Source organism: Streptomyces lasiicapitis (genome assembly GCF_014646335.1).
In the GTDB taxonomy this organism is placed as follows: Bacteria; Actinomycetota; Actinomycetes; order Streptomycetales; family Streptomycetaceae; genus Streptomyces; species Streptomyces lasiicapitis.
Genome location: NZ_BMNG01000001.1, coordinates 215,526 through 237,449, shown reverse-complemented (window position 1 = coordinate 237,449; position 21,924 = coordinate 215,526). Strand labels below are relative to the sequence as shown.

21 protein-coding genes are annotated in these 21,924 nt (G+C 70.2%); 10 read left to right on the top strand and 11 right to left on the bottom strand.

What is annotated here, in order from left to right; translation table 11 throughout:
* Positions 1–83: 83 nt before the first annotated feature.
* Positions 84–911, bottom strand: coding sequence for a GntR family transcriptional regulator (locus IEY91_RS01080; RefSeq protein WP_164320821.1), 828 nt, complete (start codon positions 909–911; stop codon positions 84–86).
* 373 nt (positions 912–1,284) lie between these two features.
* On the opposite strand from IEY91_RS01080, the gene IEY91_RS01075 reads away from it, so the two are divergent.
* The 4 genes from IEY91_RS01075 to IEY91_RS01060 all read left to right on the top strand — a co-directional run bounded on the left by IEY91_RS01075 (position 1,285) and on the right by IEY91_RS01060 (position 6,061).
* Positions 1,285–2,559: an extracellular solute-binding protein gene (locus tag IEY91_RS01075; protein ID WP_189172477.1), complete on the top strand. Its 1,275-nt coding sequence runs from the start codon at positions 1,285–1,287 to the stop codon at positions 2,557–2,559.
* Positions 2,560–2,729: 170 nt separating this feature from the next.
* Complete coding sequence (locus IEY91_RS01070; protein ID WP_189172476.1) at positions 2,730–3,719, top strand: carbohydrate ABC transporter permease; 990 nt, start codon at positions 2,730–2,732, stop codon at positions 3,717–3,719.
* A complete protein-coding gene (locus IEY91_RS01065) occupies positions 3,716–4,546 on the top strand; it encodes a carbohydrate ABC transporter permease (RefSeq protein WP_164320815.1) in 831 nt (276 codons plus the stop codon). The genes IEY91_RS01070 and IEY91_RS01065 overlap by 4 nt, the downstream gene beginning before the upstream one ends.
* Before the next feature lie 6 nt (positions 4,547–4,552).
* Complete coding sequence (locus tag IEY91_RS01060; protein ID WP_189172475.1) at positions 4,553–6,061, top strand: glycoside hydrolase family 3 protein; 1,509 nt, start codon at positions 4,553–4,555, stop codon at positions 6,059–6,061.
* A gap of 130 nt (positions 6,062–6,191) precedes the next feature.
* Here the strand turns inward: IEY91_RS01060 and nagB are convergent, their stop codons facing one another.
* Complete coding sequence (gene nagB / locus IEY91_RS01055) at positions 6,192–6,977, bottom strand: glucosamine-6-phosphate deaminase (RefSeq protein ID WP_189172474.1); 786 nt, start codon at positions 6,975–6,977, stop codon at positions 6,192–6,194.
* A 338-nt stretch (positions 6,978–7,315) separates the two neighbouring features.
* Here nagB and IEY91_RS01050 point away from each other — a divergent pair, with 338 nt between their 5' ends.
* A complete protein-coding gene (locus tag IEY91_RS01050; protein ID WP_164320809.1) occupies positions 7,316–8,386 on the top strand; it encodes an SIS domain-containing protein in 1,071 nt (356 codons plus the stop codon).
* A gap of 179 nt (positions 8,387–8,565) precedes the next feature.
* Here the strand turns inward: IEY91_RS01050 and IEY91_RS01045 are convergent, their stop codons facing one another.
* On the bottom strand, positions 8,566–9,390 hold the full coding sequence (locus IEY91_RS01045) for an SDR family oxidoreductase (RefSeq protein ID WP_164320807.1): 825 nt from the start codon (positions 9,388–9,390) through the stop codon (positions 8,566–8,568).
* Between the two features lie 95 nt (positions 9,391–9,485).
* On the opposite strand from IEY91_RS01045, the gene IEY91_RS01040 reads away from it, so the two are divergent.
* Both IEY91_RS01040 and IEY91_RS01035 read left to right on the top strand, forming a co-directional pair.
* On the top strand, positions 9,486–10,118 hold the full coding sequence (locus IEY91_RS01040) for a TetR/AcrR family transcriptional regulator (RefSeq protein WP_189172473.1): 633 nt from the start codon (positions 9,486–9,488) through the stop codon (positions 10,116–10,118).
* Positions 10,119–10,486: 368 nt separating this feature from the next.
* On the top strand, positions 10,487–11,953 hold the full coding sequence (locus tag IEY91_RS01035) for a PAS domain-containing sensor histidine kinase (RefSeq protein WP_164328193.1): 1,467 nt from the start codon (positions 10,487–10,489) through the stop codon (positions 11,951–11,953).
* A 234-nt stretch (positions 11,954–12,187) separates the two neighbouring features.
* Here IEY91_RS01035 and IEY91_RS01030 read toward each other — a convergent pair whose 3' ends face one another.
* Positions 12,188–12,445, bottom strand: coding sequence for a WhiB family transcriptional regulator (locus IEY91_RS01030; RefSeq protein WP_016639615.1), 258 nt, complete (start codon positions 12,443–12,445; stop codon positions 12,188–12,190).
* A 317-nt stretch (positions 12,446–12,762) separates the two neighbouring features.
* Positions 12,763–13,731 (bottom strand): diacylglycerol/lipid kinase family protein, encoded by a 969-nt coding sequence (locus tag IEY91_RS01025; RefSeq protein WP_164320803.1) that lies wholly within the window; start codon positions 13,729–13,731, stop codon positions 12,763–12,765.
* Between the two features lie 148 nt (positions 13,732–13,879).
* Here IEY91_RS01025 and IEY91_RS01020 point away from each other — a divergent pair, with 148 nt between their 5' ends.
* Positions 13,880–14,332 (top strand): hypothetical protein, encoded by a 453-nt coding sequence (locus IEY91_RS01020; protein WP_189172472.1) that lies wholly within the window; start codon positions 13,880–13,882, stop codon positions 14,330–14,332.
* A 111-nt stretch (positions 14,333–14,443) separates the two neighbouring features.
* On the opposite strand, the gene IEY91_RS01015 is transcribed toward IEY91_RS01020, so the two are convergent.
* From IEY91_RS01015 to IEY91_RS01005, 3 genes are all read right to left on the bottom strand, one after another.
* Positions 14,444–15,607: an RNA polymerase sigma factor SigF gene (locus IEY91_RS01015; protein WP_164320799.1), complete on the bottom strand. Its 1,164-nt coding sequence runs from the start codon at positions 15,605–15,607 to the stop codon at positions 14,444–14,446.
* Complete coding sequence (locus IEY91_RS01010) at positions 15,604–16,017, bottom strand: ATP-binding protein (protein WP_164320797.1); 414 nt, start codon at positions 16,015–16,017, stop codon at positions 15,604–15,606. Before IEY91_RS01010 ends, IEY91_RS01015 begins: the two co-directional genes overlap by 4 nt.
* 245 nt (positions 16,018–16,262) lie before the next feature.
* Positions 16,263–16,523 carry a UBP-type zinc finger domain-containing protein gene (locus IEY91_RS01005; RefSeq protein WP_016639609.1) on the bottom strand — a complete coding sequence of 87 codons (261 nt, stop codon included), beginning with the start codon at positions 16,521–16,523 and terminating at the stop codon, positions 16,263–16,265.
* 45 nt (positions 16,524–16,568) lie between these two features.
* On the opposite strand from IEY91_RS01005, the gene IEY91_RS01000 reads away from it, so the two are divergent.
* Positions 16,569–18,167 carry a Na+/H+ antiporter gene (locus IEY91_RS01000; protein WP_189172471.1) on the top strand — a complete coding sequence of 533 codons (1,599 nt, stop codon included), beginning with the start codon at positions 16,569–16,571 and terminating at the stop codon, positions 18,165–18,167.
* A 28-nt stretch (positions 18,168–18,195) separates the two neighbouring features.
* On the opposite strand, the gene IEY91_RS00995 is transcribed toward IEY91_RS01000, so the two are convergent.
* The 3 genes from IEY91_RS00995 to IEY91_RS00985 form a co-directional block, all read right to left on the bottom strand.
* Positions 18,196–19,107 (bottom strand): 1-aminocyclopropane-1-carboxylate deaminase/D-cysteine desulfhydrase, encoded by a 912-nt coding sequence (locus IEY91_RS00995; protein ID WP_189172470.1) that lies wholly within the window; start codon positions 19,105–19,107, stop codon positions 18,196–18,198.
* 39 nt (positions 19,108–19,146) lie between these two features.
* A complete protein-coding gene (locus IEY91_RS00990) occupies positions 19,147–19,737 on the bottom strand; it encodes an N-acetylmuramoyl-L-alanine amidase (RefSeq protein ID WP_189172469.1) in 591 nt (196 codons plus the stop codon).
* A gap of 167 nt (positions 19,738–19,904) precedes the next feature.
* On the bottom strand, positions 19,905–20,138 hold the full coding sequence (locus IEY91_RS00985; protein WP_164320789.1) for a hypothetical protein: 234 nt from the start codon (positions 20,136–20,138) through the stop codon (positions 19,905–19,907).
* 370 nt (positions 20,139–20,508) lie between these two features.
* Between IEY91_RS00985 and IEY91_RS00980 the strand changes: the two genes are divergently transcribed.
* A complete protein-coding gene (locus tag IEY91_RS00980; protein WP_164320787.1) occupies positions 20,509–21,915 on the top strand; it encodes a family 2B encapsulin nanocompartment shell protein in 1,407 nt (468 codons plus the stop codon).
* Positions 21,916–21,924: the final 9 nt, after the last annotated feature.

Here is a 21,924-nt window from a genome sequence, read left to right as displayed (position 1 = left end):
TCTGCGCTACGGGGCGGACGGGACTGGGCCCGTACGAGGGGGTGGCGAACGCTTTGCCGGCTCAGTCCTGAGGGCTTGTCGGCTCAGTCCTGGGGGCGTTTGAGTCGTGCCACGAACTTGTACCGGTCGCCCCGGTACACCGACCGCACCCACTCCACCGGCTGGCCCGTGCCGTCCAGGGAGTGCCGCGACAGCATCAGCATGGGCAGGCCGACGTCGGTGCCGAGCAGCCCGGCCTCGCGCGGGGTGGCCAGCGAGGTCTCGATGGTCTCCTCGGCCTCCGCGAGGTGGACGTCGTACACCTCCGCGAGCGCGGTGTAGAGCGAGGTGTACTTCACGAGGGAGCGCCTGAGGGCCGGGAAGCGCTTGGCCGACAGGTGCGTGGTCTCGATGGCCATCGGCTCGCCGCTGGCAAGGCGCAGGCGCTCGATGCGCAGGACGCGGCCGCCGGTGGCGATGTCGAGGAGGCCGGCGAGGGTGTCGTCGGCGGTGATGTAGCCGATGTCCAGGAGCTGGGAGGTCGGCTCCAGGCCCTGGGCCTTCATGTCCTCGGTGTACGAGGTGAGTTGGAGGGCCTGGGAGACCTTCGGCTTGGCCACGAAGGTGCCCTTGCCCTGGATCCGCTCCAGGCGGCCCTCGACGACCAGCTCCTGCAGGGCCTGGCGCACCGTCGTGCGGGAGGTGTCGAACTCGGCGGCGAGGGTGCGCTCGGGCGGGACCGGGGTGCCCGGGGGCAGGGTTTCGGTCATGTCGAGCAAGTGCCGCTTCAGGCGGTAGTACTTGGGGACGCGCGCGGGGCGGACCGACTTGCCGGGGCCCGAGCCGTCCGCCGTCGCGGAGGCCGCCGTGCTCGGGGACCCCGTCACGGACGTGCCCGCCCCGGCTTGGGTACTGCCCGCCTCTGTGCCCATGCTCCGCCTTCCCGGCTCCTGTGCTGCTGTTGTCACCGGCTCCTGTGCTGTGGTCACCGGGTCCTCCGTCTGTCGCGGCTCACATCGTGGCACGGTCCGGGAGCGAGGGCTCCCCCTGCTCGCGCGAAGGTCGCACGAGGCCGCGGTCCCGGGGTGATTCCGGGGTGCGACACGGGCCCGAAGCCCCTCAGGTGTCGGTCCGATAACGGACGTGACTGCCCTTCTTATACACCCTTGACACCTATAAAGGTCTAGGCCAAGCTCCCCGTACTGGTCTACACCATTAAAGACCAGGTCCAGTCCCACGGGCAGTCTTTCGGTCCTCTTGGTCGCTGCGGGTGGGGGGTTGGCTGGCATCCAAAGGAGGATGACTGTGAAGCGCAAGCTCATAGCGGCTATCGGTGTCGCGGGCATGTTGGTCTCGGTCGCGGCCTGTGGCGGCGACGACAAGGACGACAAGAAGTCCGGGGCGGACGGCTTCAAGGGCGAGACGCTGACGCTCTGGGCCATGGACGGCTCGACGCCGGACCAGTGGCAGAAGGACGTCACGGCCGCCTTCGAGAAGAAGACCGGCGCGAAGCTGAAGTTCGAGGTCCAGCAGTGGAACGGCATTCAGCAGAAGCTGACGACCGCCCTCTCCGAGGAGAACCCGCCGGACGTCTTCGAGATCGGCAACACCCAGACCGCCGCGTACGCCAAGACCGGCGGCCTCGCCGAGCTCGGTGACCTCAAGGAGTCCATCGGGTCCGACTGGACCGAGTCGATGAACAAGGCCTCGGTCATCGACGGCAAGCAGTACGCCGCGCCGTGGTTCGTCCTCAACCGCGTCGTGGTCTACAACAAGAAGGTCTGGGCCGACGCCGGCATCAAGACGCTGCCGAAGACCCGCGCCGAGTTCCTCAAGAACCTCAAGCAGATCGGCCAGAAGACCGACGCCGAGCCGATCTACCTGCCCGGCCAGAACTGGTACCACTTCGTCGGCCTGACCATCGGTGAGGGCGCCGAACTGGTCAAGAAGGACGGCGACAAGTACGTCTCCAACCTCGACGACCCCAAGGTCACCGCGGCCATGAAGACGTACAAGCAGTTCGCGGACCTCTCCAAGGCGCCGAAGAACAAGGACGAGGCCACCCCGCAGCAGGCCGAGATCTTCGCCAAGGGCAAGACCGGCGCCTTCATCGGCATGAGCTGGGAGGCCGCGACCGCGATCAAGGCCAACAAGAAGATCGAGAAGGACATCGGCTTCTTCACGATTCCCGGCGCCACCGCCGACAAGCCCGAGGGCGTCTTCCTCGGCGGCTCCAACCTCGCCGTCGCCGCGACCAGCGACAAGCAGGAGCTCGCCAAGGAGTTCCTCAAGATCGCGCTGTCCGACAAGTTCGAGGGTCAGTTCGCCAAGGAAGGCGGCACGATCCCGAACAAGAAGGCCCTGGAGTCCAACCTCAAGGGCAACGCGGCCGCCGAGGCCGCCGCTCCCGCCACGGCCGGCGGCGGCACCACCCCGCTGATCCCGGAGTGGGGCGCGGTCGAGAACCCGCCGAACCCGATCAAGAACTACATGACCGCGGTGCTCAACGGTAAGTCGCCCGCCGACGCCGCCGAGCAGGTCGAGGGCGAGCTCAACAAGCGCCTGGCGCAGAAGCAGTAGGAACTCCAAGAACACAGACCCCGCCGGGGGCGGCGGGTGAACCGACCCCGCTGCCCCCGGCGTACCCATGTTCTCCGCGTCGCCCCGGCGCGACCACGCGTTCCTCGCGCCCCCCGGCGCCCCCGCGCTGCCCCCAGCGTTTCGCGTTGCCCACGAAAGAGATGGCGAGCATGACCGTGCAGAAGACCGAACGGCCGCCCTCCGGCCCGACGGAGGTGCAGACACTGGACGGCGGGCCACGGCCAAAGGGCCCGCGCAGGTCCCCAGGACGTCTCGCCGGCCTCACGCCCTATCTGCTACTTGCCCCCGCGATCATCGTCACCGTGCTGCTGCTCGGCTGGCCGCTGGTCAACAACGGGATCCTGTCGTTCCAGAACCTCAACATGCGGCAGTTCATTCTGCACTTGACCGAGTGGAACGGAATCGACAACTACAAGGAGGTCCTCACCAGCGAGGACTTCTGGCGGGTCACCGGCCGCTCGGTCGCCTTCACCGCCCTCAACGTCGTGCTGATCATGATTCTCGGCACGCTGGTCGGACTGCTCCTGGCCCGCCTCGGCCGGAAGATGCGTACGTTCCTCCTGGTCGGCCTCGTACTCGCCTGGGCGATGCCCGTCGTCGCGGCGAGCACGGTCTACCAGTGGCTGTTCGCGCAGCGCTTCGGCGTCGTCAACTGGGTGCTCGCCAAGGTCGGCTTCGACTCGATGGCCGACCACGACTGGCTGGCCACGCAGTACTCGACCTTCTTCGTGGTCCTGCTGCTCATCGTCTGGATGTCCATCCCCTTCGTGGCGATCAACCTGTACGCCGCCACGACCACCATTCCCAAGGAGCTGTACGAGGCCGCGTCCCTCGACGGCGCCGGGGCCTGGAAGCAGTTCACCCAGGTGACGCTGCCGTACCTGCGGCCCTTCCTCTACGCCACGACGTTCCTGGAGATCATCTGGGTCTTCAAGGCGTTCGTGCAGGTCTTCACGATCAACGAGGGCGGCCCCGACCGGCTCACCGAGATCCTTCCCGTCTACGCCTACATCGAGGGCATGGGCAACCAGCACTTCGGCATGGGTGCGGCGATCGCGCTGCTCACCATCGTCATCCTGCTGGCCATCACCTCGTTCTACCTGCGGATCGTGCTCAAGCAAGAGGAGGACGAGCTGTGAAGCGCTCGCTGATGGGCCGTCTGTGGCCCAACCTGGTCGCCGTCGTTCTCTTCATCTTCTGCGTCTTCCCCGTGTACTGGATGTTCGCGACGGCCTTCAAGCCGACCGGCGACATCATCGCCGAGGACCCGGTCTGGTTCCCGACCGACGCCACGCTCGAACACTTCAAGACGGCGATGGAGGTCGACCACTTCTGGACCATGGTCGGCAACTCCCTCACCGTCACGATCCTCGCGGTCGTCTTCTCCCTCATCATCGGCGTGACCTCGGCGTTCGCCCTCGCCCGGATGCGCTTCAAGGGACGGCGCGGCTTCATCATCGGCTTCATGCTGGCGCAGATGGCGCCGTGGGAAGTCATGGTCATCGCGATCTACATCATCGTGCGCGACGCGGACATGCTGAACAGCCTGATCCCGCTGACGCTCTTCTACATGGTGATGATCCTGCCCTTCACCCTCCTCACGCTGCGCGGCTTCGTCGCCGCGGTGCCCAGGGAGCTGGAGGAGTCCGCCATGGTCGACGGCTGCACGCGCATGCAGGCCTTCCGCCGGGTGATCCTGCCGCTGCTCGCGCCGGGCCTGATGTCGACCTCGCTCTTCGGCTTCATCACCGCCTGGAACGAGTTCCCGCTGGTTCTCGTGCTCAACAAGGAAGCGGAGGCCAAGACCCTGCCGGTGTGGCTCTCCAGCTTCCAGACCGCGTTCGGCGACGACTGGGGCGCCACGATGGCCGCGGCCTCGCTGTTCGCCGTCCCGATCCTGATCCTCTTCGTCTTCCTCCAGCGCAGGGCCGTGGCAGGCCTGACCGACGGCGCCGTGAAGGGCTAACGCACCATGAACTCCTTTTCCAGCCCCGGTGGTTCCGCCGGTGCCACGGACAGCCTGACGCGGGACGCCCTGACCGTCCTGCAGCCCGGCTTCGGCGGCACCACCGCGCCCGACTGGCTGCTGCGCCGCATCGGCGAGGGCCTCGCCTCCGTGGGCCTGTTCGGCCGCAACATCCGGACGCCCGAGCAGGTCGCCGCGCTCACCGCCCAACTGCGGGCCGAGCGCGAGGACATCGTCGTCGCCATCGACGAGGAGAGCGGTGACGTCACCCGCCTAGAGGTGCGCACCGGCTCGTCCTTCCCCGGCAACCACGCGCTCGGCGCCGTCGACGACGTCTCGCTCACCCGGGGCGTCGCCGCGGAGCTCGGCCGCCGCCTCGCCGACTGCGGGGTGACCTTCAACTGGGCGCCGTCCGCCGACGTCAACTCCGATCCGGGCAACCCGGTCATCGGCGTACGCTCCTTCGGCGCCGACCCGGACCTGGTGGCCCGGCACACCGGCGCCTACATCGAGGGCATGCAGTCCTCCGGCGTCGCCGCCTGCGCCAAGCACTTTCCCGGCCACGGCGACACCGCGGTCGACTCGCACCACGCCGTGCCGCACATCGCCGCCGACGCGGACGTGCTCGCCGCCCGCGAACTCGCCCCGTTCCGCGCCGCGATCGCGGCCGGAACGCGCGCCGTGATGAGCGCCCACATCAGCGTCCCGGCCCTCGACCCGGACCTCCCCGGCACCCTGTCCCGCCGCATCCTCACCGACCTGCTCCGCGGCGAACTCGGCTTCGACGGCCTCATCGTCACCGACGGCATCGAGATGCGGGCGATCTCCGGTACGTACGGCATCGAGCGCGGCACCGTCCTCGCCGTCGCCGCGGGCTGCGACGCGATCTGCGTCGGCGGCGGCCTGCACGACGAGCTGACGGTGCTGCGGCTGCGGGACGCGCTCGTCGCGGCCGTCCGCGCGGGCGAACTCCCGGAGGAGCGGCTCGCCGACGCCGCCGCCCGGGTGCGCGCCCTCGCCGACTGGGCCTCGGCCTCGCGCGCGGCCGGTGCCGGGGGAGCGGCGGACCCGGAGATCGGGTTGCGCGCGGCCCGCCGCGCCCTGACCGTCACCCACACCGAGACCTGCACGGGCCCGCTCACCGACGCCCCGTACGTCGCCGCCTTCGCCCCCCTGGCCAACATCGCCGTCGGCGACGAGACCCCGTGGGGCGTCGCCGCCGAACTGACCCGCCGGCTGCCCGGCACGGAGACCGGCTCCTTCAGCGGCGACGACGCGGGCGCGAAGGCCCTCGCGGCGGCGGGCTCCCGACGCGTGGTCGCCGTCGTCCGCGACGCCCACCGCCACCCGTGGATGACCGCCGCCGTCGACCACCTCGTCACCGCCCGCCCCGACACCGTCGTCATCGAGATGGGCGTCCCCCAGGCCAAGCCGTCCGGCGCCCTCCACATCGCCACACATGGCGCGGCCCGGGTGTGCGGGGAGGCGGCGGCGGAGGTGCTCACCGCGGGGTGACCCCGGGGGTTCGGACGCGGGGCGCCGGGGTTGGACCCCGGTGCCGGGCGGCCGGCCCGGAGCAGTACGCGTACGAAGGAGGGGCGCCCCAGGCTCTGGGGCGCCCCTCCTTCATCTGTCGCCGTATCGCCTACAGGCCCTGCCACGCAGGCTTGTTGGCGTACGTGTGCCGGAAGTACTCCGCAAGCTTCAGCTTGGACGCAGCCGCCTCGTCGACCACCACCGTCGCGTGCGGGTGCAACTGCAGCGCGGACGCGGGCACCACGGAGGCCACCGGGCCCTCGACCGTCGCCGCCACGGCGTCCGCCTTGCCCTCACCCGTCGCGAGCAGCACCAGGTGGCGCGCCTCCAGGATCGTGCCGATGCCCTGCGTGATGACGTGGTGCGGGACCTGCTCGATGTCGCCGTCGAAGAACCGCGCGTTGTCCACCCGCGTCTGCTCCGTCAGCGTCTTGATGCGCGTCCGCGAGGCCAGCGACGAACAGGGCTCGTTGAACCCGATGTGCCCGTCCGTGCCGATCCCCAGCAACTGCAGGTCGACACCGCCCGCCGCCGCCAACGCCCTGTCGTACGCCTCGCACGCGCCCTGCACGTCCTCCGCGCTGCCGTCCGGCCCCATGAACGCCGACTCGCTCAGCCCGAGCGGCTCCACGACCTCGCGCAACACCACCGAGCGATACGACTCCGGGTGCCCGGCGGGCAGCCCCACATACTCGTCGAGCTGGCAGATCCGCGCCCGCGCCGCGTCGACCTCACCCGCGCGGACCTTCGCCGCCAGCGCCTCGTAGATGGGCAGCGGGGTCGATCCGGTGGCGACACCGAGCAGGGCGTCGGGCTTACGGCGCACCAGGGCGGCCATGGCCTCCGCGATGAGTGCGCCGCCTGCCTTGGCGTCCGGGACGATGACAACTTCCACGCTGGGCCTGCCGATCTGGAGTAGGGCTGCAGTGGGGGAGGAATGGGCGCGAAGCGGAAGACCGCCCGACTACAAGTGTGGTATAGACCAATCTAGCAGAGCGACACCGCCCAGCGCAGGGGTCGGCACCCCCCACCCACCGGGCTGGACGCCGATATCGACACCGCAGCCCCCGCTCGCCGAAGCCACCCCTCCCCAACCTCCAAGCCCACCCCCGCGGAGCCCCGAGCCCCAACCCCCGAGCCCCACCGCCCGCCCACCCAGGCAACACCCACCCCGCCCAAGGCCCCCCGGCCCGAAACAAGCGATCCCGGTCAGTAGCCAGCAAAGTAGGAGCCATGACTGTGACGTCGTCCTCCCCGTACAGCGAGCAGCCCGGCCGCATCATGTCCCGTGAGATGTCCGAGCAGCCCGAGGTCCTGCGGCGGCTCCTCGACACCGGTGCCCCGAAGATCCGTGAGACCGCCGGCCAGGTCGCCGCCAAGCGCCCCCGCTTCGTCCTGCTCACCGCGCGCGGCACCTCCGACAACGCCGCCCTCTATGCCAAATACCTCCTCGAAGTCCGCCTCGGCCTGCCCTGCGGCCTGACCTCCATGTCCACGACCACGGCCTACGGAGCCAGGCCCGACCTCCGGGACGTCCTGGTCATCACCGTCAGCCAGTCCGGCGGCTCACCGGACCTCGTCGCGTCCACCCAGGCCGCCCGCGAGGCCGGTGCCATCACCCTCGCCGTCACCAACAACCCCGACTCCCCGCTGGCCGCCGTCTCCGAACACCACATCGACATCCTCGCGGGCCCGGAGAAGGCGCTGCCGGCCACGAAGACCTACACGGCGTCCCTGCTCGCCCTCTATCTCTTCATCGAGGGGCTCCGCGACGGCGACGGCGCCGCAGCCCACCCCCTGCCCGACCTCGCCGCCGACCTCCTGGCCCGGCAGCAGGAGGTCCGCACGCTCGCCGCCCGCTACCGCTTCGCCGAACGCATGGTGATCACCTCCCGCGGCTACGGCTACCCCACCGCCAAGGAAGCCGCCCTGAAGCTGATGGAGACCAGCTACATCCCCGCCCTCGCCTACTCCGGCGCCGACCTGCTGCACGGCCCCCTCGCCATGGTCGACAACATCTCCCCGGTCATCGCCGTCGTCCCGGAAGGCAGGGGAGGGGACGCGCTCCAGCCCGTCCTCGACCGGCTGCGCGGCCGCGGCGCCGACCTGGTGGTCATCGGCCCCAAGGCCCAGGTCGAGCAGGCGTCCGCCGGGTTCGTCCTGCCGACGGAGGGCGTCCCCGAGGAGGTCCAGCCCATCCTGGAGATCATCCCCCTCCAACTCCTCGCCCACGAGGTCACCATCGCCCGAGGCCAGGACCCGGACGCCCCGAGGGCGCTCGCCAAGGTGACGGAAACAAGGTGAGGGAGATGACGGTACGGAGATGAGGGGACGGAACGCGTGGTGACGGGAGCGACGTGAGCCGCCCCGCGTGGCCCCACGCGGCCCCGGGCCCGGCCGGGCCCACTCGCAGCCCCGGCCGGGCCCGCGCACCGGCCCCCGGGCCCAGGCCGGCCCACTCGCCGACCCGGGGCGGCGCCCCCTCAGCTCAGCGAACCCCCCGTCGCGTCGAGCCAGTGCCCCGTCACCCATCGCCCGTCCTCCGAGGCGAGGAACGCCACCGCGTCGGCTATGTCCTGTGGCGTCCCGACCCTGCCGAGGGCCGATATCGCCGCCGCGCCCGCCCACGCTTCCTTGTTCTCCTCGCCGCGCAGCCAGGCGGCGTTGACGTCCGTGTCCACGATGCCCGGTGCCACCGAGTTGACCGTGATGCCGCGAGGGCCGAGCACCTTCGACAGGTTCTGGGTGAAGACGTCCAGGGCGCCCTTGGTCATGGCATACGTCAGGATCTCCGGCATGACGGCGGCGCGGGCGAGGCCCGACGAGATGTTGATGATGCGCCCGCCGTCCCGCATCCGCTCCGCGCCGAGGCGGGCGATGAAGAACGGCGCCTTGGTGTTCACCGCGAACAGCCGGTCGAACTCCGACTCTTCCGCGTCCGCGAACGGGCGCGACGTACCGATCCCGGCGTTGTTCACCAGGATGTCCAGGCCGTCCGCGTGCGCGTCGAACGCCTCCCACAGCGCCGCCGCGTCACCCGGCACGCCCAACTCGGCGCCGATCGCGAACGCGGAGCCGCCCGCCCGCTCGATCGCCGCCACCGTCTCCTTCGCGGCCGCCTCATTGCTGCCGTAATGCACGCCGACCCGCGCGCCGTCCCGTCCCAGCCGCTCGGCGATACCCCGTCCGATGCCCCGGCTGCCGCCCGTGACCAGCGCGGTCCTGCCGTCCAGCCGCCCTCCCGACGCCCCGGCCCGCAAGGCCGCGTCCGTCGTCTGCTCGGCCGTCTTCTCCGTCAGCGCACCCATGATCAGGCGCCCCCCAACTTTCTCTAGCGGTCGCTACACAAAAAACCGTACCCCATCGCGCCCCGCTTTTCTAGCGCCCGCTATAGAATTTCCCCATGGCGACGAAACAGCGAGGCCGCCCGCGCTCCTTCGACCGCGAGACGGCCCTGGAAAAGGCCCTGCGCCAGTTCTGGGAGCACGGGTACGAGGCGACGACCGTCTCCGACCTCACCCGCGAGATGGGCATCGGCGCCCCGAGCCTTTACGCGGCCTTCGGCGACAAGCGGACGCTGTTCGAGGAGGTCCTGGTGCGCTACGCGGGCTCGTACGGAGCCTTCGGCGGCCAGGCACTCGTCGAAGAGCCGACGGCGCGGGCCGCGATGGAGCGCATCCTGCGGGAGGCGGCCGCCGTCTTCACCGAGCCGGGCCACCCGCACGGCTGCATGGTCATCCACGCGGCGACCAACTGCACCACCCCGGAGATCGAACAGACCCTGCGCAAGCAGCGCAATGCGAACATCGCGACCTTCGCGTCCCGGATCCAGCAGGGCATCGACGCGGGGGAGGTGCTCGACGGCACGGACGCCACGGACCTCGCCCGCTATGTCGGCGCCGTCTTCCAGGGCATGTCCCAGCAGTCCCGCGACGGCGCCACCAGAGAGGACCTGGAAGCCGTCGTCGGCCTCGCGATGCGGGCCTGGCCGGAGGCGGCAGCGGGCGCGGGCCGCGCCGCTCGGGTCTCCGGATGAGCCGTCCCGGCCCCCGCGTCGGCGGAAGAGGGCGGCCGTCCAGGGGGCGGGCCGGCACTGGAGGAAGATCCGACAACAAACCGCGCTCCGCGCATAGACATAGGAGAATGGTCTAGTCCACAATGCGGGAGTAAAGCCCCGCTCTTCCCGCACAGGAGAGCGGACCGAGGAGCCGGCGCTCTCTGCCCTGACCGCGTCGGACCTTCCCGGAGTCGGCGGCCGGTACCGCACATTCTGGCTGCCGACGCACCTGAAGGGCTGCGGTGTTGGGGCCGGGTTGAGGGTCCCGCCCCGGCGCCGCGGCCCGTCGGGACGAGCGCCGCCGCCCGTCGGAAAGAGCGCCAGGTACGCTCGCACACGTGCCCTCCATGAACGACCTCGTACGCCAGCACACCGCCCTCGGCGACTCCGACCTCGAGTGGCTGCATCTGCTGGTCTCGGAGTGGCAGCTCCTCTCCGACCTCTCCTTCGCCGACCTCGTGCTGTGGGTGCCCACGCGCGACGGCACGCGCTACGTCTCCGTCGCGCAGATGCGGCCCAACACAGGGCCGACCTCCTACCAGGACGACATGGTCGGACACCTCGTCCCGCGCGGCCGCCGTCCGCTGCTCGACGCCGCCCTCGACGAGGGACGCATCGTGCGCGAGGGCGACCCGGAGTGGCGCGAGGAGGTCCCGGTACGCGTCGAGTCCATCCCCGTACGCAGGGAGGGCCGCGTCCTCGGAGTCATCGCCCGCAACACCAATCTCCTGACGGTGCGCACCCCTTCGCGCCTCGAACTCACCTATCTGCAGTCGGCGTCCGACCTGGCGCAGATGATCGCCGCGGGCTCGTTCCCCTTCGAGGGACAGCAGGTGGACATGGACGCGTCCCCGCGCGTGGGCGACGGCCTGCTGCGTCTGGACGCGGACGGCGTCGTCCAGTACGCGTCGCCGAACGCCCTGTCCGCGTACCACCGCCTCGGACTCGCCGCCGACCTCGTGGGGCACCACCTGGGCAAGGCCACCGCCGAACTGGCCCCGTCCCGTGGGCCGGTGGACGAGGCGTTGACCAAGCTCGCGAGCGGCTGGGCACCCCGCGAGTTCGAGATCGAGGGCGGAGACGGCGTGATCCAGTTGCGCGCCATCCCGCTCAAACCCAAGGGCCCGCGCATCGGTTCGCTCGTCCTGTTGCGCGACGTCACGGAACTGCGCCGCCGTGAGCGGGAGTTGATCACCAAGGACGCCACCATCCGGGAGATCCACCACCGGGTGAAGAACAACCTCCAGACGGTCGCGGCGCTGCTGCGGCTCCAGGCGCGCCGCATCGACTCCGTCTCCGGCCGCGAGGCACTGGAGGAGGCGGTGCGCCGCGTGGGCTCCATCGCCATCGTCCACGAGACGCTCTCCCAGAACCTGGACGAGCGCGTGGAGTTCGACGAGATCGCCGACCGCGTCCTCGCCATGGTCGCGGAGATCTCGCCCGGTACGGTGGCGGGCCGGCGCACTGGCCGCTTCGGCATTCTCGATGCGGAGGTCGCGACGCCGCTGTCGATGGTCCTCACGGAGATCCTTCAGAACGCCCTGGAGCACGGCTTCGCGCAGGGCGACACGGGCAACGTCGAGGTCTCCGCCGCGCGCACCGGCACCGCCAAGGACTCCCGGCTCCTGATCACCGTCCAGGACGACGGCGTCGGTCTGCCCGCCGACTTCGACCCGCATCGCTCGGGCAACCTGGGCCTGCAGATCGTACGCACCCTCGTCGAGGGCGAGCTGGGCGGCACGTTCGACATGGTCAGGGCGCCGGAGCGGGGGACGCGCGTCGTCCTCGACATCCCGGTGCGCGGCGACAAGTAGCGATCCCGGGCACGGCGGGATCATCCAAGCGCAGCGCACAACAGGATCACCTCAAGCGCAGCAAGAAGCCCCGGACCATGTCGGTCCGGGGCTTCCTGCTCACGTTGCGTTGCGCATCGGGGGGTACTGCGCGGCTGCGGCTCGGGGGCGGGGGTGTTGCGTACGCGCTGTCTACGGAGTAATGCCGTCAGGCACACGCGCCGCCGGGCTCGGGCTCGTAAAGGGGCGTGGGCGTCAGGCGCTGGCCTGGCGCGCCCGGTTGCGGGCGGCGCGGCGCTTCATCGCGCGGCGCTCGTCCTCGCTGAGGCCACCCCAGACGCCGGAGTCCTGGCCGGACTCGAGCGCCCACTGCAGGCACTGCTCCATGACGGGGCAGCGACGGCAGACGGCCTTGGCTTCCTCGATCTGCAGCAGCGCAGGACCGGTGTTGCCGATGGGGAAGAAGAGCTCGGGGTCTTCCTCGCGGCAAACGGCGTTGTGACGCCAGTCCATGGCTGCTACCTCTCCTTGGTCTTACATGAAGATTGCTTGTGAATGTGAACGCTTTCACGAATCCCCCCGCGCGGGAAGGGCCGACTCCCAGTTGCCTGGTGTGGACCTTGTGATGAGGAGGGGTTCTGGCTACCTGTAGAGGCCGATGTTGCGGGCCGTCCCGATCGCCATGTAGAGATTCGCAAACCTCGGCGGCGGATACAACCCCTTCCGGAAAGTTTTTTTTGATTCCTCGGTGTCGACTGAGTCACAGCCGTACTTCCATGGGGTGGACCCTGGGCTAAACGTTCGAGTGAAAGGACTTTAGGCCCTTCCACTCACACAATCACACGCAGTGCACGGCGTACGCCTGTGAACGTCACGCTCGTCCGCAGCCCCAGGTGGTCACCATCCATCTGGAGGGGCAGGGGCACCTTGGAATGCAAGGTGAAGTCCGTCAGGTCGTGCAGCGAGACGGCGTTCTTTCCGTGGGGTCCGCGCTCGGGCGTCGACCGCAGCAATTGGGTGCCGTAACGGGCCACCGAAGCGGTCGACAGACGCTTGAGCCCGAGCACGTCGAGACCCGTCTCGAAGGACGCCTTCGGAGACGCGTACAGAGGACGATTGCCCAGGTAGGACCAGGGGGAGGTGTTGCACACTATGGACATCACGAGGTCCGTCACCGGGTCTTCGCCGTCCCGCTCCAGCGTGATCGAGCCGTGCCGGCGGTCGCCCTCGCCGAGGAACTGGCGTACCACCTGGCGCACATAAAGAGCGTGCGTCGAGCGCTTGCCGCGCTCCCTGTGCTGTTCGACCCTGCCGACCACACCCGCGTCGAAACCGAGCCCGGCGGCGAAGGTGAACCAGCGCGCGGGCACCGCCTCGTCCTCGGTCCCCGGTGTGCCCGAGACCTGGCCGAGGCTCACTGTGCGTCCGCTTCCCTCACGCAACGCGTCCAGAAGGGCGCCGGTCGCCTCCACGGCGTCATTCGGCAGCCCCAGGGCGCGCGCGAAGACATTCGTCGATCCCCCGGGGACGACGGCGAGGCGGGGCAGGTTCTCCGGAGAGGGCCCGTTGTGCAGCAGACCGTTGACGACTTCGTTGACGGTGCCGTCGCCGCCGAGGGCCACGACCAGCTCGATGTCGTCGCTCTCCGCGGCCTGCCGGCCGAGGTCGCGCGCGTGACCGCGGTACTCCGTGGTGACCGCTTCCAGCTTCATCTCGCTCGCGAGAGCGTGGATCAGTACGTCACGTGTGCGCGCACTGGTGGTAGTAGCCGCCGGATTGACCACGAGAAGTGCACGCATGCGCAGCAGACTACCTAGCGGTCTTTACCTCGCCCAGACCGAGGTCACGACCTGTACCCGTCCGAGGTCACGACCCGTACCCGTCGGAGGTCGCGCCCGGACCGCACCGACCTGCCGGGCTCCGGACGCCCGGGGCTACCCTCGATGCGTGAGCACTGAGCCGAAGACCACCCCAGAAGCCCCCGCGTCGGGACCCCGCCCCGGGCGCCTCACGGCCGCCGCGGCGCTCGCCGGGCTCGAGGGCCTGGCACTCGTCGTCGGCGGTGCCTACATGCTCGTGATGGGACTCGCGGGCGACCCCGACAACCCGCGGCAGGCGACGACCGGCGGCGTCACGCTGATCGTCCTCGCGCTGCTGCCGCTGCTCGCCGCGCGCGGTCTGCTCCAGCTGCGCCGCTGGGCCCGCGGCCCCGCGATCATCACGCAGATCATGGCGCTTCCCGTGGCCTGGCAGCTCCTCCAGGCGGACAGCGCGATGATCCCCGGAGGCATCGCGCTCGCCGCGGTCGCGGTCGCGACGCTGGTCCTCCTGCTCCACCCCGCCACCACCGAGGCGCTCGGCATCGGCGGCGCGGGCAACGTACAAGAAGGCGGCAAGTAGCAGCACGAGCGGCAAGCAGCGGCACGAAGGGCAAGCGGCAGCACGAAGGGCGGCGAGCGCTGGGCTCGCCGCCCCCTGGTGCGGTCAGGTACCTCCCGTCCGGGAGGCCGCTCACTCCTCCACGAGGAGCTTCTCGCGCAGCTGCGCCAGCGTGCGGGCGAGCAGCCGGGAGACGTGCATCTGGGAGATGCCGACCTCCTGGGCGATCTGCGACTGCGTCATGTTCCCGAAGAACCGCAGCAGCAGGATGCGCTTCTCGCGCGGCGGCAGGTCCTCCAGGAGCGGCTTGAGGGATTCGCGGTACTCCACGCCCTCCAGGGCCTCGTCCTCGGCGCCGAGGGTGTCGGCCACGGCCGGTGACTCGTCGTCGGTGTCCGGGACGTCGAGCGACAGCGTGGAGTAGGCGTTCGCCGACTCCAGGCCCTCCAGGACCTCCTCTTCGGAGATCGCCAGTTTCTGCGCCAGCTCGTGCACGGTCGGGGAGCGGCCGTGCAGCTGCGAGAGCTCCGCCGTCGCCGTCGTCAGGGCGAGCCGCAGCTCCTGCAGGCGCCGCGGCACGCGCACCGCCCAGCCCTTGTCGCGGAAGTGCCGCTTGATCTCGCCGACGACCGTCGGGGTCGCGTACGTGGAGAACTCCACGCCGCGGTCCGGGTCGAAGCGGTCCACCGACTTGATCAGGCCGATCGTGGCGACCTGGGTCAGGTCGTCCAGCGGCTCGCCGCGGTTGCGGAAACGGCGGGCCAGATGCTCCACGAGCGGCAGGTGCATGCGGACGAGCTGATTGCGCAGCTCCGCGTACTCGGGGCTGCCGTCCTTCAGCGAGCGCAGCTCGATGAACTTCGCTCGCGCGCCGCTGCGGTCCTGTGGATCGTGCCGGCTGTGCTGCTCGTGCTCGCTCATCGTCCCGCCCGTCACCAGCCGCCGCCCTTCCGGGGACCTGTCCCCAGTGCTGGACGCCCGGGGGGACCCCCTGCGTGCGGCGCCTACTTGGTCCTGTCGCCCGCCCGGGCCGGACGGCTCGTCGATCCCGTCCCCGGCGGTCGGCTCTGCCTGCTCCGGCACTTCCGTGTCGGCCACCGCTGGCGCACCCGGCTGTTCCGGATCCTGCGGGTGCGGCCTGGCCTGCTGTTCGGGGATGCCTCCGGGGGCAGACCCCGGCTCCACCGGACCGCGCCCCGTGGCCGGACGCGTGCCGCCCCTGCCGCGGGCGGGCAGACCGTGTGTGCCACGTGTTCCGCGCTCTTCGTCCCGCACGGGCCCGTCCCCGTTCCTCACGCCGGCCCGGGTCCCGCGCCGCGCTGTTTGTAGAGGCTGATCGAAACGGTTTTGTCGTCTGCGACCGTCGAGTCGACCTTGCCCGCGAGGGCCGAGAGGACAGTCCAGGCGAAGGTGTCACGTTCCGGCGCGCGGCCGTCGGTGGTCGGTGCCGAGACGGTCACCTCCAAGGAGTCGTCGACGAGCCGGAAGACGCAGCTGAGCACGGAGCCGGGCACGGCCTGCTGGAGCAGAATCGCGCAGGCCTCGTCGACAGCGATGCGGAGGTCCTCGATCTCGTCCAGGGTGAAGTCCAAGCGCGCCGCGAGGCCGGCCGTGGCCGTACGCAGCACCGACAGGTAGGCACCCGCAGCCGGAAGGCGGACCTCCACGAAGTCCTGATTCCCGGGCTCGCCTGCGATCTGGGACACCCTCACCTCCAAGGTGGTACAAGCACTTTCGGGGCTCCGGCCGTCGCGCCGCGGCGGTCCGGACTGCGTCACACGGGTGACGCACCACGTTTTCCAGCGGTGACGCTACCGCGCTGCTCAGTTCCGTGTCCCGGGGACCCCATCCCGTTGCTGTCACTCATAGTAAGCCTACGGGTACGGACAGTGGCTAGGGGTTTCGCGGGCCCAATTGGAAAGAACGAGCGTCGGGTTGACGTACCCAGGCCTCAGACGATCGAACCGTCGACAAAGCACCAACGCCACTTCTCGCCGGGCTCGAAGGTCCGCATCACCGGATGCCCGGTCTCCTTGAAGTGTGCCGTCGCGTGCTGGAACGGCGACGAGTCGCAGCAGCCCACGTGCCCGCAGACCAGGCACAGCCGAAGCTGCACCGGGTGGCTGCCGGCGGCGAGGCATTCCAGACAGGTGTCGCTCAGGGGTGCGGGCTCCGGGTGGGGCAGCGCGCTGACGTGCGAGCACTCGTTCATGATGGCCAGGTTACGACGCGAGAGCGGACGGCGGAGGGCCTGGAGATGGACGTACTGCCCCTGGTGGCGCTGATCGCCGCGAGTGCCGCGATCGCCGGCGCCGCGCGCCGCACCCCGGTGCCCGCGCCGCTGCTCCTCGTCGGCGTGGGCCTGATCGCCGCGTACGTTCCCGGGGTGCCGGAGTACGACCTCGATCCGCACGTGGTGCTCCCGCTGATCCTGCCGCCGCTGCTGCACACGGCCGCCCTGGAGAGCTCGTATCTGGACCTGCGGGCCAATGTCAGGCCCGTCGCGCTCCTGTCGGTCGGTTACGTTCTGTTCGCAACGCTCGTCGTCGGCTGGCTCGCGTATCTGCTGATCCCCGACCTCCCGCTGACCGCGGCCCTCGTCCTCGGGGCGGTGATCGCGCCGCCGGACGCCGTCGCGGCCACCGCCATCGCGCGCCGCGTGGGACTGCCCTCGCGCCTCACCACGATCCTCCAGGGCGAGTCCCTGGTGAACGACGCGACCGCGATCACCGCCTACAAGGTGGCACTCGCGGCAGCCGTCGGCGAGGGCGCGAGCTGGGCGGGCGGCATCCAGGAGTTCCTGGTGGCGGCGGTCGGCGGCGTCGGCGTGGGGCTGCTCCTGATGGTGCCGATCCACTGGCTGCGCACCCACCTGAAGGAGTCGCTGCTCCAGAACACACTGTCGCTGCTCATCCCCTTCGTCGCGTACGCCGCCGCGGAGCAGGTGCATGCCTCCGGAGTGCTCGCCGTGGTCGTGGTGGCCCTCTACTTGGGGCACCGTTCCTGGCAGGTCGACTTCGAGACGCGGCTCCAGGAGGCCGCGGTGTGGAAGGTCGTCGGCTTCCTCCTGGAGTCGGCGGTGTTCGCCCTCATCGGTCTGCAGTTGCCGGTCGTCCTGGGGGAGCTCGGCGAGTACAGCGTGGGTCAGGCGGTCTGGTACGCCGTCGCGGTCTTCGTGTGCGTCGTGGCGGTGCGGTTCGTGTGGTCGTATCCCGCGACGTATCTGCCGCGCGTGCTCTCGGCGCGGATCCGGGAGCGCGAGGGCCACATGGACTGGCGGCGGCCGCTGATCGTGAGCTGGGCCGGGATGAGGGGTGTGGTGTCGCTGGCGATCGCGTTCTCCATCCCGCTGGTGACGGACGACGACGAGCCGTTCCCTGCCCGCAACCTCGTGCTCTTCCTGACCTTCACGACGGTCATCGGGACGCTGGTGCTGCAGGGGCTCTCGCTCCCGTGGCTGATCCGGGTCCTGAAGCTCCCCGGGCGCGACCCGCAGGAGCAGACGCTCGCCGAGGCGCAGGCGCAGAACGCCGCCTCACAGGCCGCGGAGGCCCGACTGCGGGAACTGATGGAAGACGAGCGCAACAGCCTGCCAGGGCCGCTCCAGGACCGTCTGCGCACGGTTCTCGAACGGCGCCGCAACTCCGTGTGGGAGCGGCTCGGTCAGTCCAACCCCGTCACGGGCGAATCCGCGGACGACACCTACCGCAGGCTCGCGCGCGAGGCGATCGCCGCCGAGCGCGAGGTGTTCGTGCGGATGCGGGACGAGCGGCGCATCGACGACGAAATGCTGCGGACGCTGCTGCGGAAGCTGGACCTGGAGGAGGCCGCGGCCCATAGGGAGGTCGAGGAGTGAGGCACGGGGTCGGCCCGGGGTCCGCGGGCTACTGGGTCGGCGTGCCGGTGATGACGGCTGCGACCGTCGTCCCCGGGGCGAACGCGCCCTCTTCGGAGAGTGCGGTCAGCGCGAACAGGAGCTTGGCCACGTAGACGCGCTCCACGGGGAGGCCGTGCCGGTCCTCGAAGTCGTCGGCGAAGGCGGTGAGTTCGCCGGTGGTGCGGGCGTAGCCGCCGCAGTGGAAGCGCTCGTCGAGGGTCCAGTTGTCTCCGGGGGCGCCGAAGGCGGCGCGCTGGAGGCCTTGTATCTCGGAGCCGAGGAAGCCGCCCTTGAGGACGGGTATGCCGAGCGCGCGCTGGCCGGGGGAGAGGCCGGCGGCCAGGCCCGCGAGGGTGCCCCCGGTGCCGCAGGCGACGGCCGCGACGTCCGTGCGCCCGCGCAGTTCCTCGCCGAGGGCCGTGCAGCCGTGGACGGCGAGGGCGTTGCTGCCGCCTTCGGGGATGACGTACGCGTCCTGGGTGGCCGTCGCGCGCCGCAGTTCCGCGAGGACTATGGGGTCCCGCTTCTGCCGGTACGTCGATCTGTCGACGAAGTGCAGCCGCATGCCGTCGGCCGCGCACTGGGCGAGCGACGGGTTCAGGGGGCGGCCGGCCAGTTCGTCGCCGCGTACGACGCCGACGGTCCCGAAGCCCAGCAGACGGCCTGCCGCCGCCGTGGCCCGCAGGTGGTTGGAGTAGGCGCCGCCGAACGTCAGCAGGGTGGCGTGGCCCGCGGCCCGCGCCTCGTCCAGGTTGAGGACCAGCTTGCGGTACTTGTTGCCGGGCAGGTCCGGGTGTATCCGGTCGTCGCGCTTGAGGAGCAGCCGGACGCCGCGGACCTCGAAACGGGGGTCCGCGACCGGCTGCAGCGGTGTGGGGAGCCGCGGGTGGAGGCCGGAGGCGGGCGGGGTGGCGGGCACCCCACCATTGTCCCTCGTGTGTCCCTCGTGGCGGGCGGGCTACTTCAGGCGTTCGTGGATGCGGTCGCGCATCCACGCCATCGTGAACCCCTTGGGGTCGATCTTGCCGGGCTGCCACTCCAGGTGGCCGATGACCGAGCGCTCCGTCCAGTCGTGGTGGCGGCAGATGGCGGCCGAGACCTTCTCGATGGCCTCCAGCTGGGCGTCGGGCCAGGGGTCCTCGCCGTCGCCGAGGTTCTCGCACTCGAAGCCGTAGAAGTGGCGGTTGCCGTCGGTGTTGGCCTCGTTGTCCGGGGGGAGGGTCTTCTCGGCGATGACGGCGCGCAGGACGTCGTCGTCGCCGAGCCCCGCGTGGTTGGAGCGGCCGTAGCCGACGAGGTGGACACGGCCGTCCTTGGTGATGACGCCGTGACAGAGCGGGCCGGGCAGGCCCTCGTACCCGTCGCGGCAGATGCGGACGGTCTTCTCGGTGCCGGAGGTGACCGTGTGATGGATCATCACGCCGTGCACCTGTCCCCAGGGGCCCACATGATTGCGGTTGTGCTCGCGCCAATTGCCGACTTCGACGATCGTGACGCCTTCGTCCCGGAGAATGTCCAGGAATCTGTTCGCGGACATGGGTGGGGCCATGACCGCCTCCTTTGCGGGCGCGACGGTCGCCGGTCGCGGACCGCCTCGTACGCTGCTTGTACCGGAACTGCCGGTGCCCGAACCATTTGTTCGGGCACCGTGCGATTCGATCCGGTCAGCCGAGAGGTCGGCCGATGGAGTGACGCGGGCCGCGCGGCACGTGGGTGTCAGGCGCGGAGGAAGCCGTCGCCGTGCGTCGCGATGTGTGCCTCGAGGGCCGACAGGGCCTGCTGGGTGGCGTCCGGAGTGCCGCTGCCGCGCCGCTCCGCGTAGTACGCCGCGCCGAGCTGCTTGAGCAGGTCGTTGCCCGCTCGCTGTGCCTGCACGTCGTCGATCTTCTGCTTGCCCTGGTTGAGACCCTGCTGCACCTGTTCTCTGGCGCGGTCGAGGAAGCCTGCCATGTCGCTTCTCCTGACGAATGTGGTGCGGATGGTGCGTGCGCTGCGCTCGTCTTCTGAACGAGTGCACGGATCTTGGAGTTCCCCCTCGGGCCCGCCGTCGTATCCGGCCCGCGCCCGCGTCAGCCGGTCGGCCGCACCTCACTGGTTGGCCGAAACCATTCGCCCCGGCGGCCGGTATTACATGTTCCGCTCCGCGCGGCCCGCCGTCCGCGGCGTCCCTGGACGAACGTACGAAGGATCCGGCCTGGTAAACGGCAGCGTGCCCTGTCCGTCGAGATCCAATCCCGCTCATATGTGTAATGGCGTCCGTACTCACCGTGCTGGAAGGGTTGCGAGTCGCAGGTCAGCGCACCATCAGGAGGCAATTTCAATGTCGGTAGGCGAAGAGATCCGTTCGGATCAGGACAGGCCGCAGCAGAGTCTCGGCACATCCGCCGCACGGAATCTGGCCACCACCACCAAGTCCGCGCCGCAGATGCAGGAGATCAGCTCCCGCTGGCTGCTGCGGATGCTGCCCTGGGTGCAGGTGCAGGGCGGTACGTATCGCGTGAACCGCAGGACGAGCTACTCGGTCGGCGACGGCCGTGTCACGTTCGTCAAGACCGGGGACCGCGTCGAGGTGATCCCCGCGGAGCTGGGCGAACTGCCGGTCCTGCGGGACTTCGAGGACCAGGAGGTGCTCACCGAGCTGGCCCGTCGCTGCCAGCAGCGGGAGTTCGAGGCCGGCGGGGTCCTCACGTCGTTCGGCAACCAGGCGGACGAGGTGTTCCTGCTCGCCCACGGCAGGGCGGAGAAGCTCGGCACGGGTCCGTACGGCGACGACACGGTCCTGGGGACCCTCGCCGACGGCGCGTACTTCGGTGAGCAGGCCCTCATCGACCCGGAGACCATCTGGGAGTACACGGTGCGCGCGGTGACGGCCTGCACGGTCCTCACGCTCCCCCGTCAGGACCTGGAGCAGGTCGCGGAGCGCTCCGAGTCCCTGCGCGCCCACCTCGAGGCGCTGCGGGCCCTGCCCGCCCAGCGCACCAACAACTACGGAGAGGCGCCCATCGACCTCTCCGCGGGCCACGTGGGGGAAGCCGTCCTTCCCGCCACGTACGTGGACTACGAATCGCGGCCGCGCGAGTACGAACTGAGCGTCGCCCAGACCGTGCTGCGCATCCACACGCGCGTGGCCGATCTCTACAACCAGCCGATGAACCAGACGGAGCAGCAACTGCGGCTCACCGTGGAGGCGTTGAAGGAGCGCCAGGAGCACGAGCTCATCAACAACCGTGAGTTCGGACTGCTCAACAACTGCGAGTACGACCAGCGCCTGCAGCCGCACGACGGCGCGCCGAGCCCCGACGACATGGACGAACTGCTGTGCCGCCGGCGCGGGTCGAAGCTGTTCCTCGCCCACCCGCGCGCGATCTCCGCGTTCGGCCGCGAGTGCAACAAGCGCGGGCTCGTCCCGGAGTCCATCGACGTGGCCGGGAACCGCATCCCCACCTGGCGCGGCGTGCCGATCTTCCCGTGCAACAAGATCCCGGTGACCGAGGAGCGCACCACCTCGATCATCTGCATGCGTACGGGCGAGGACGAGCAGGGCGTCATCGGACTGCACCAGGCGGGCATCCCGGACGAGATCGAGCCGAGCCTGTCCGTGCGCTTCATGGGCATCAGCGAGCAGGCGATCATCTCCTACCTGGTGTCGACGTACTACTCCGCGGCCGTCCTGGTGCCGGACGCGCTCGGCATCCTGGAGAACGTCGAGATCGGCCGGTGGAGGTGAGGCGACGGC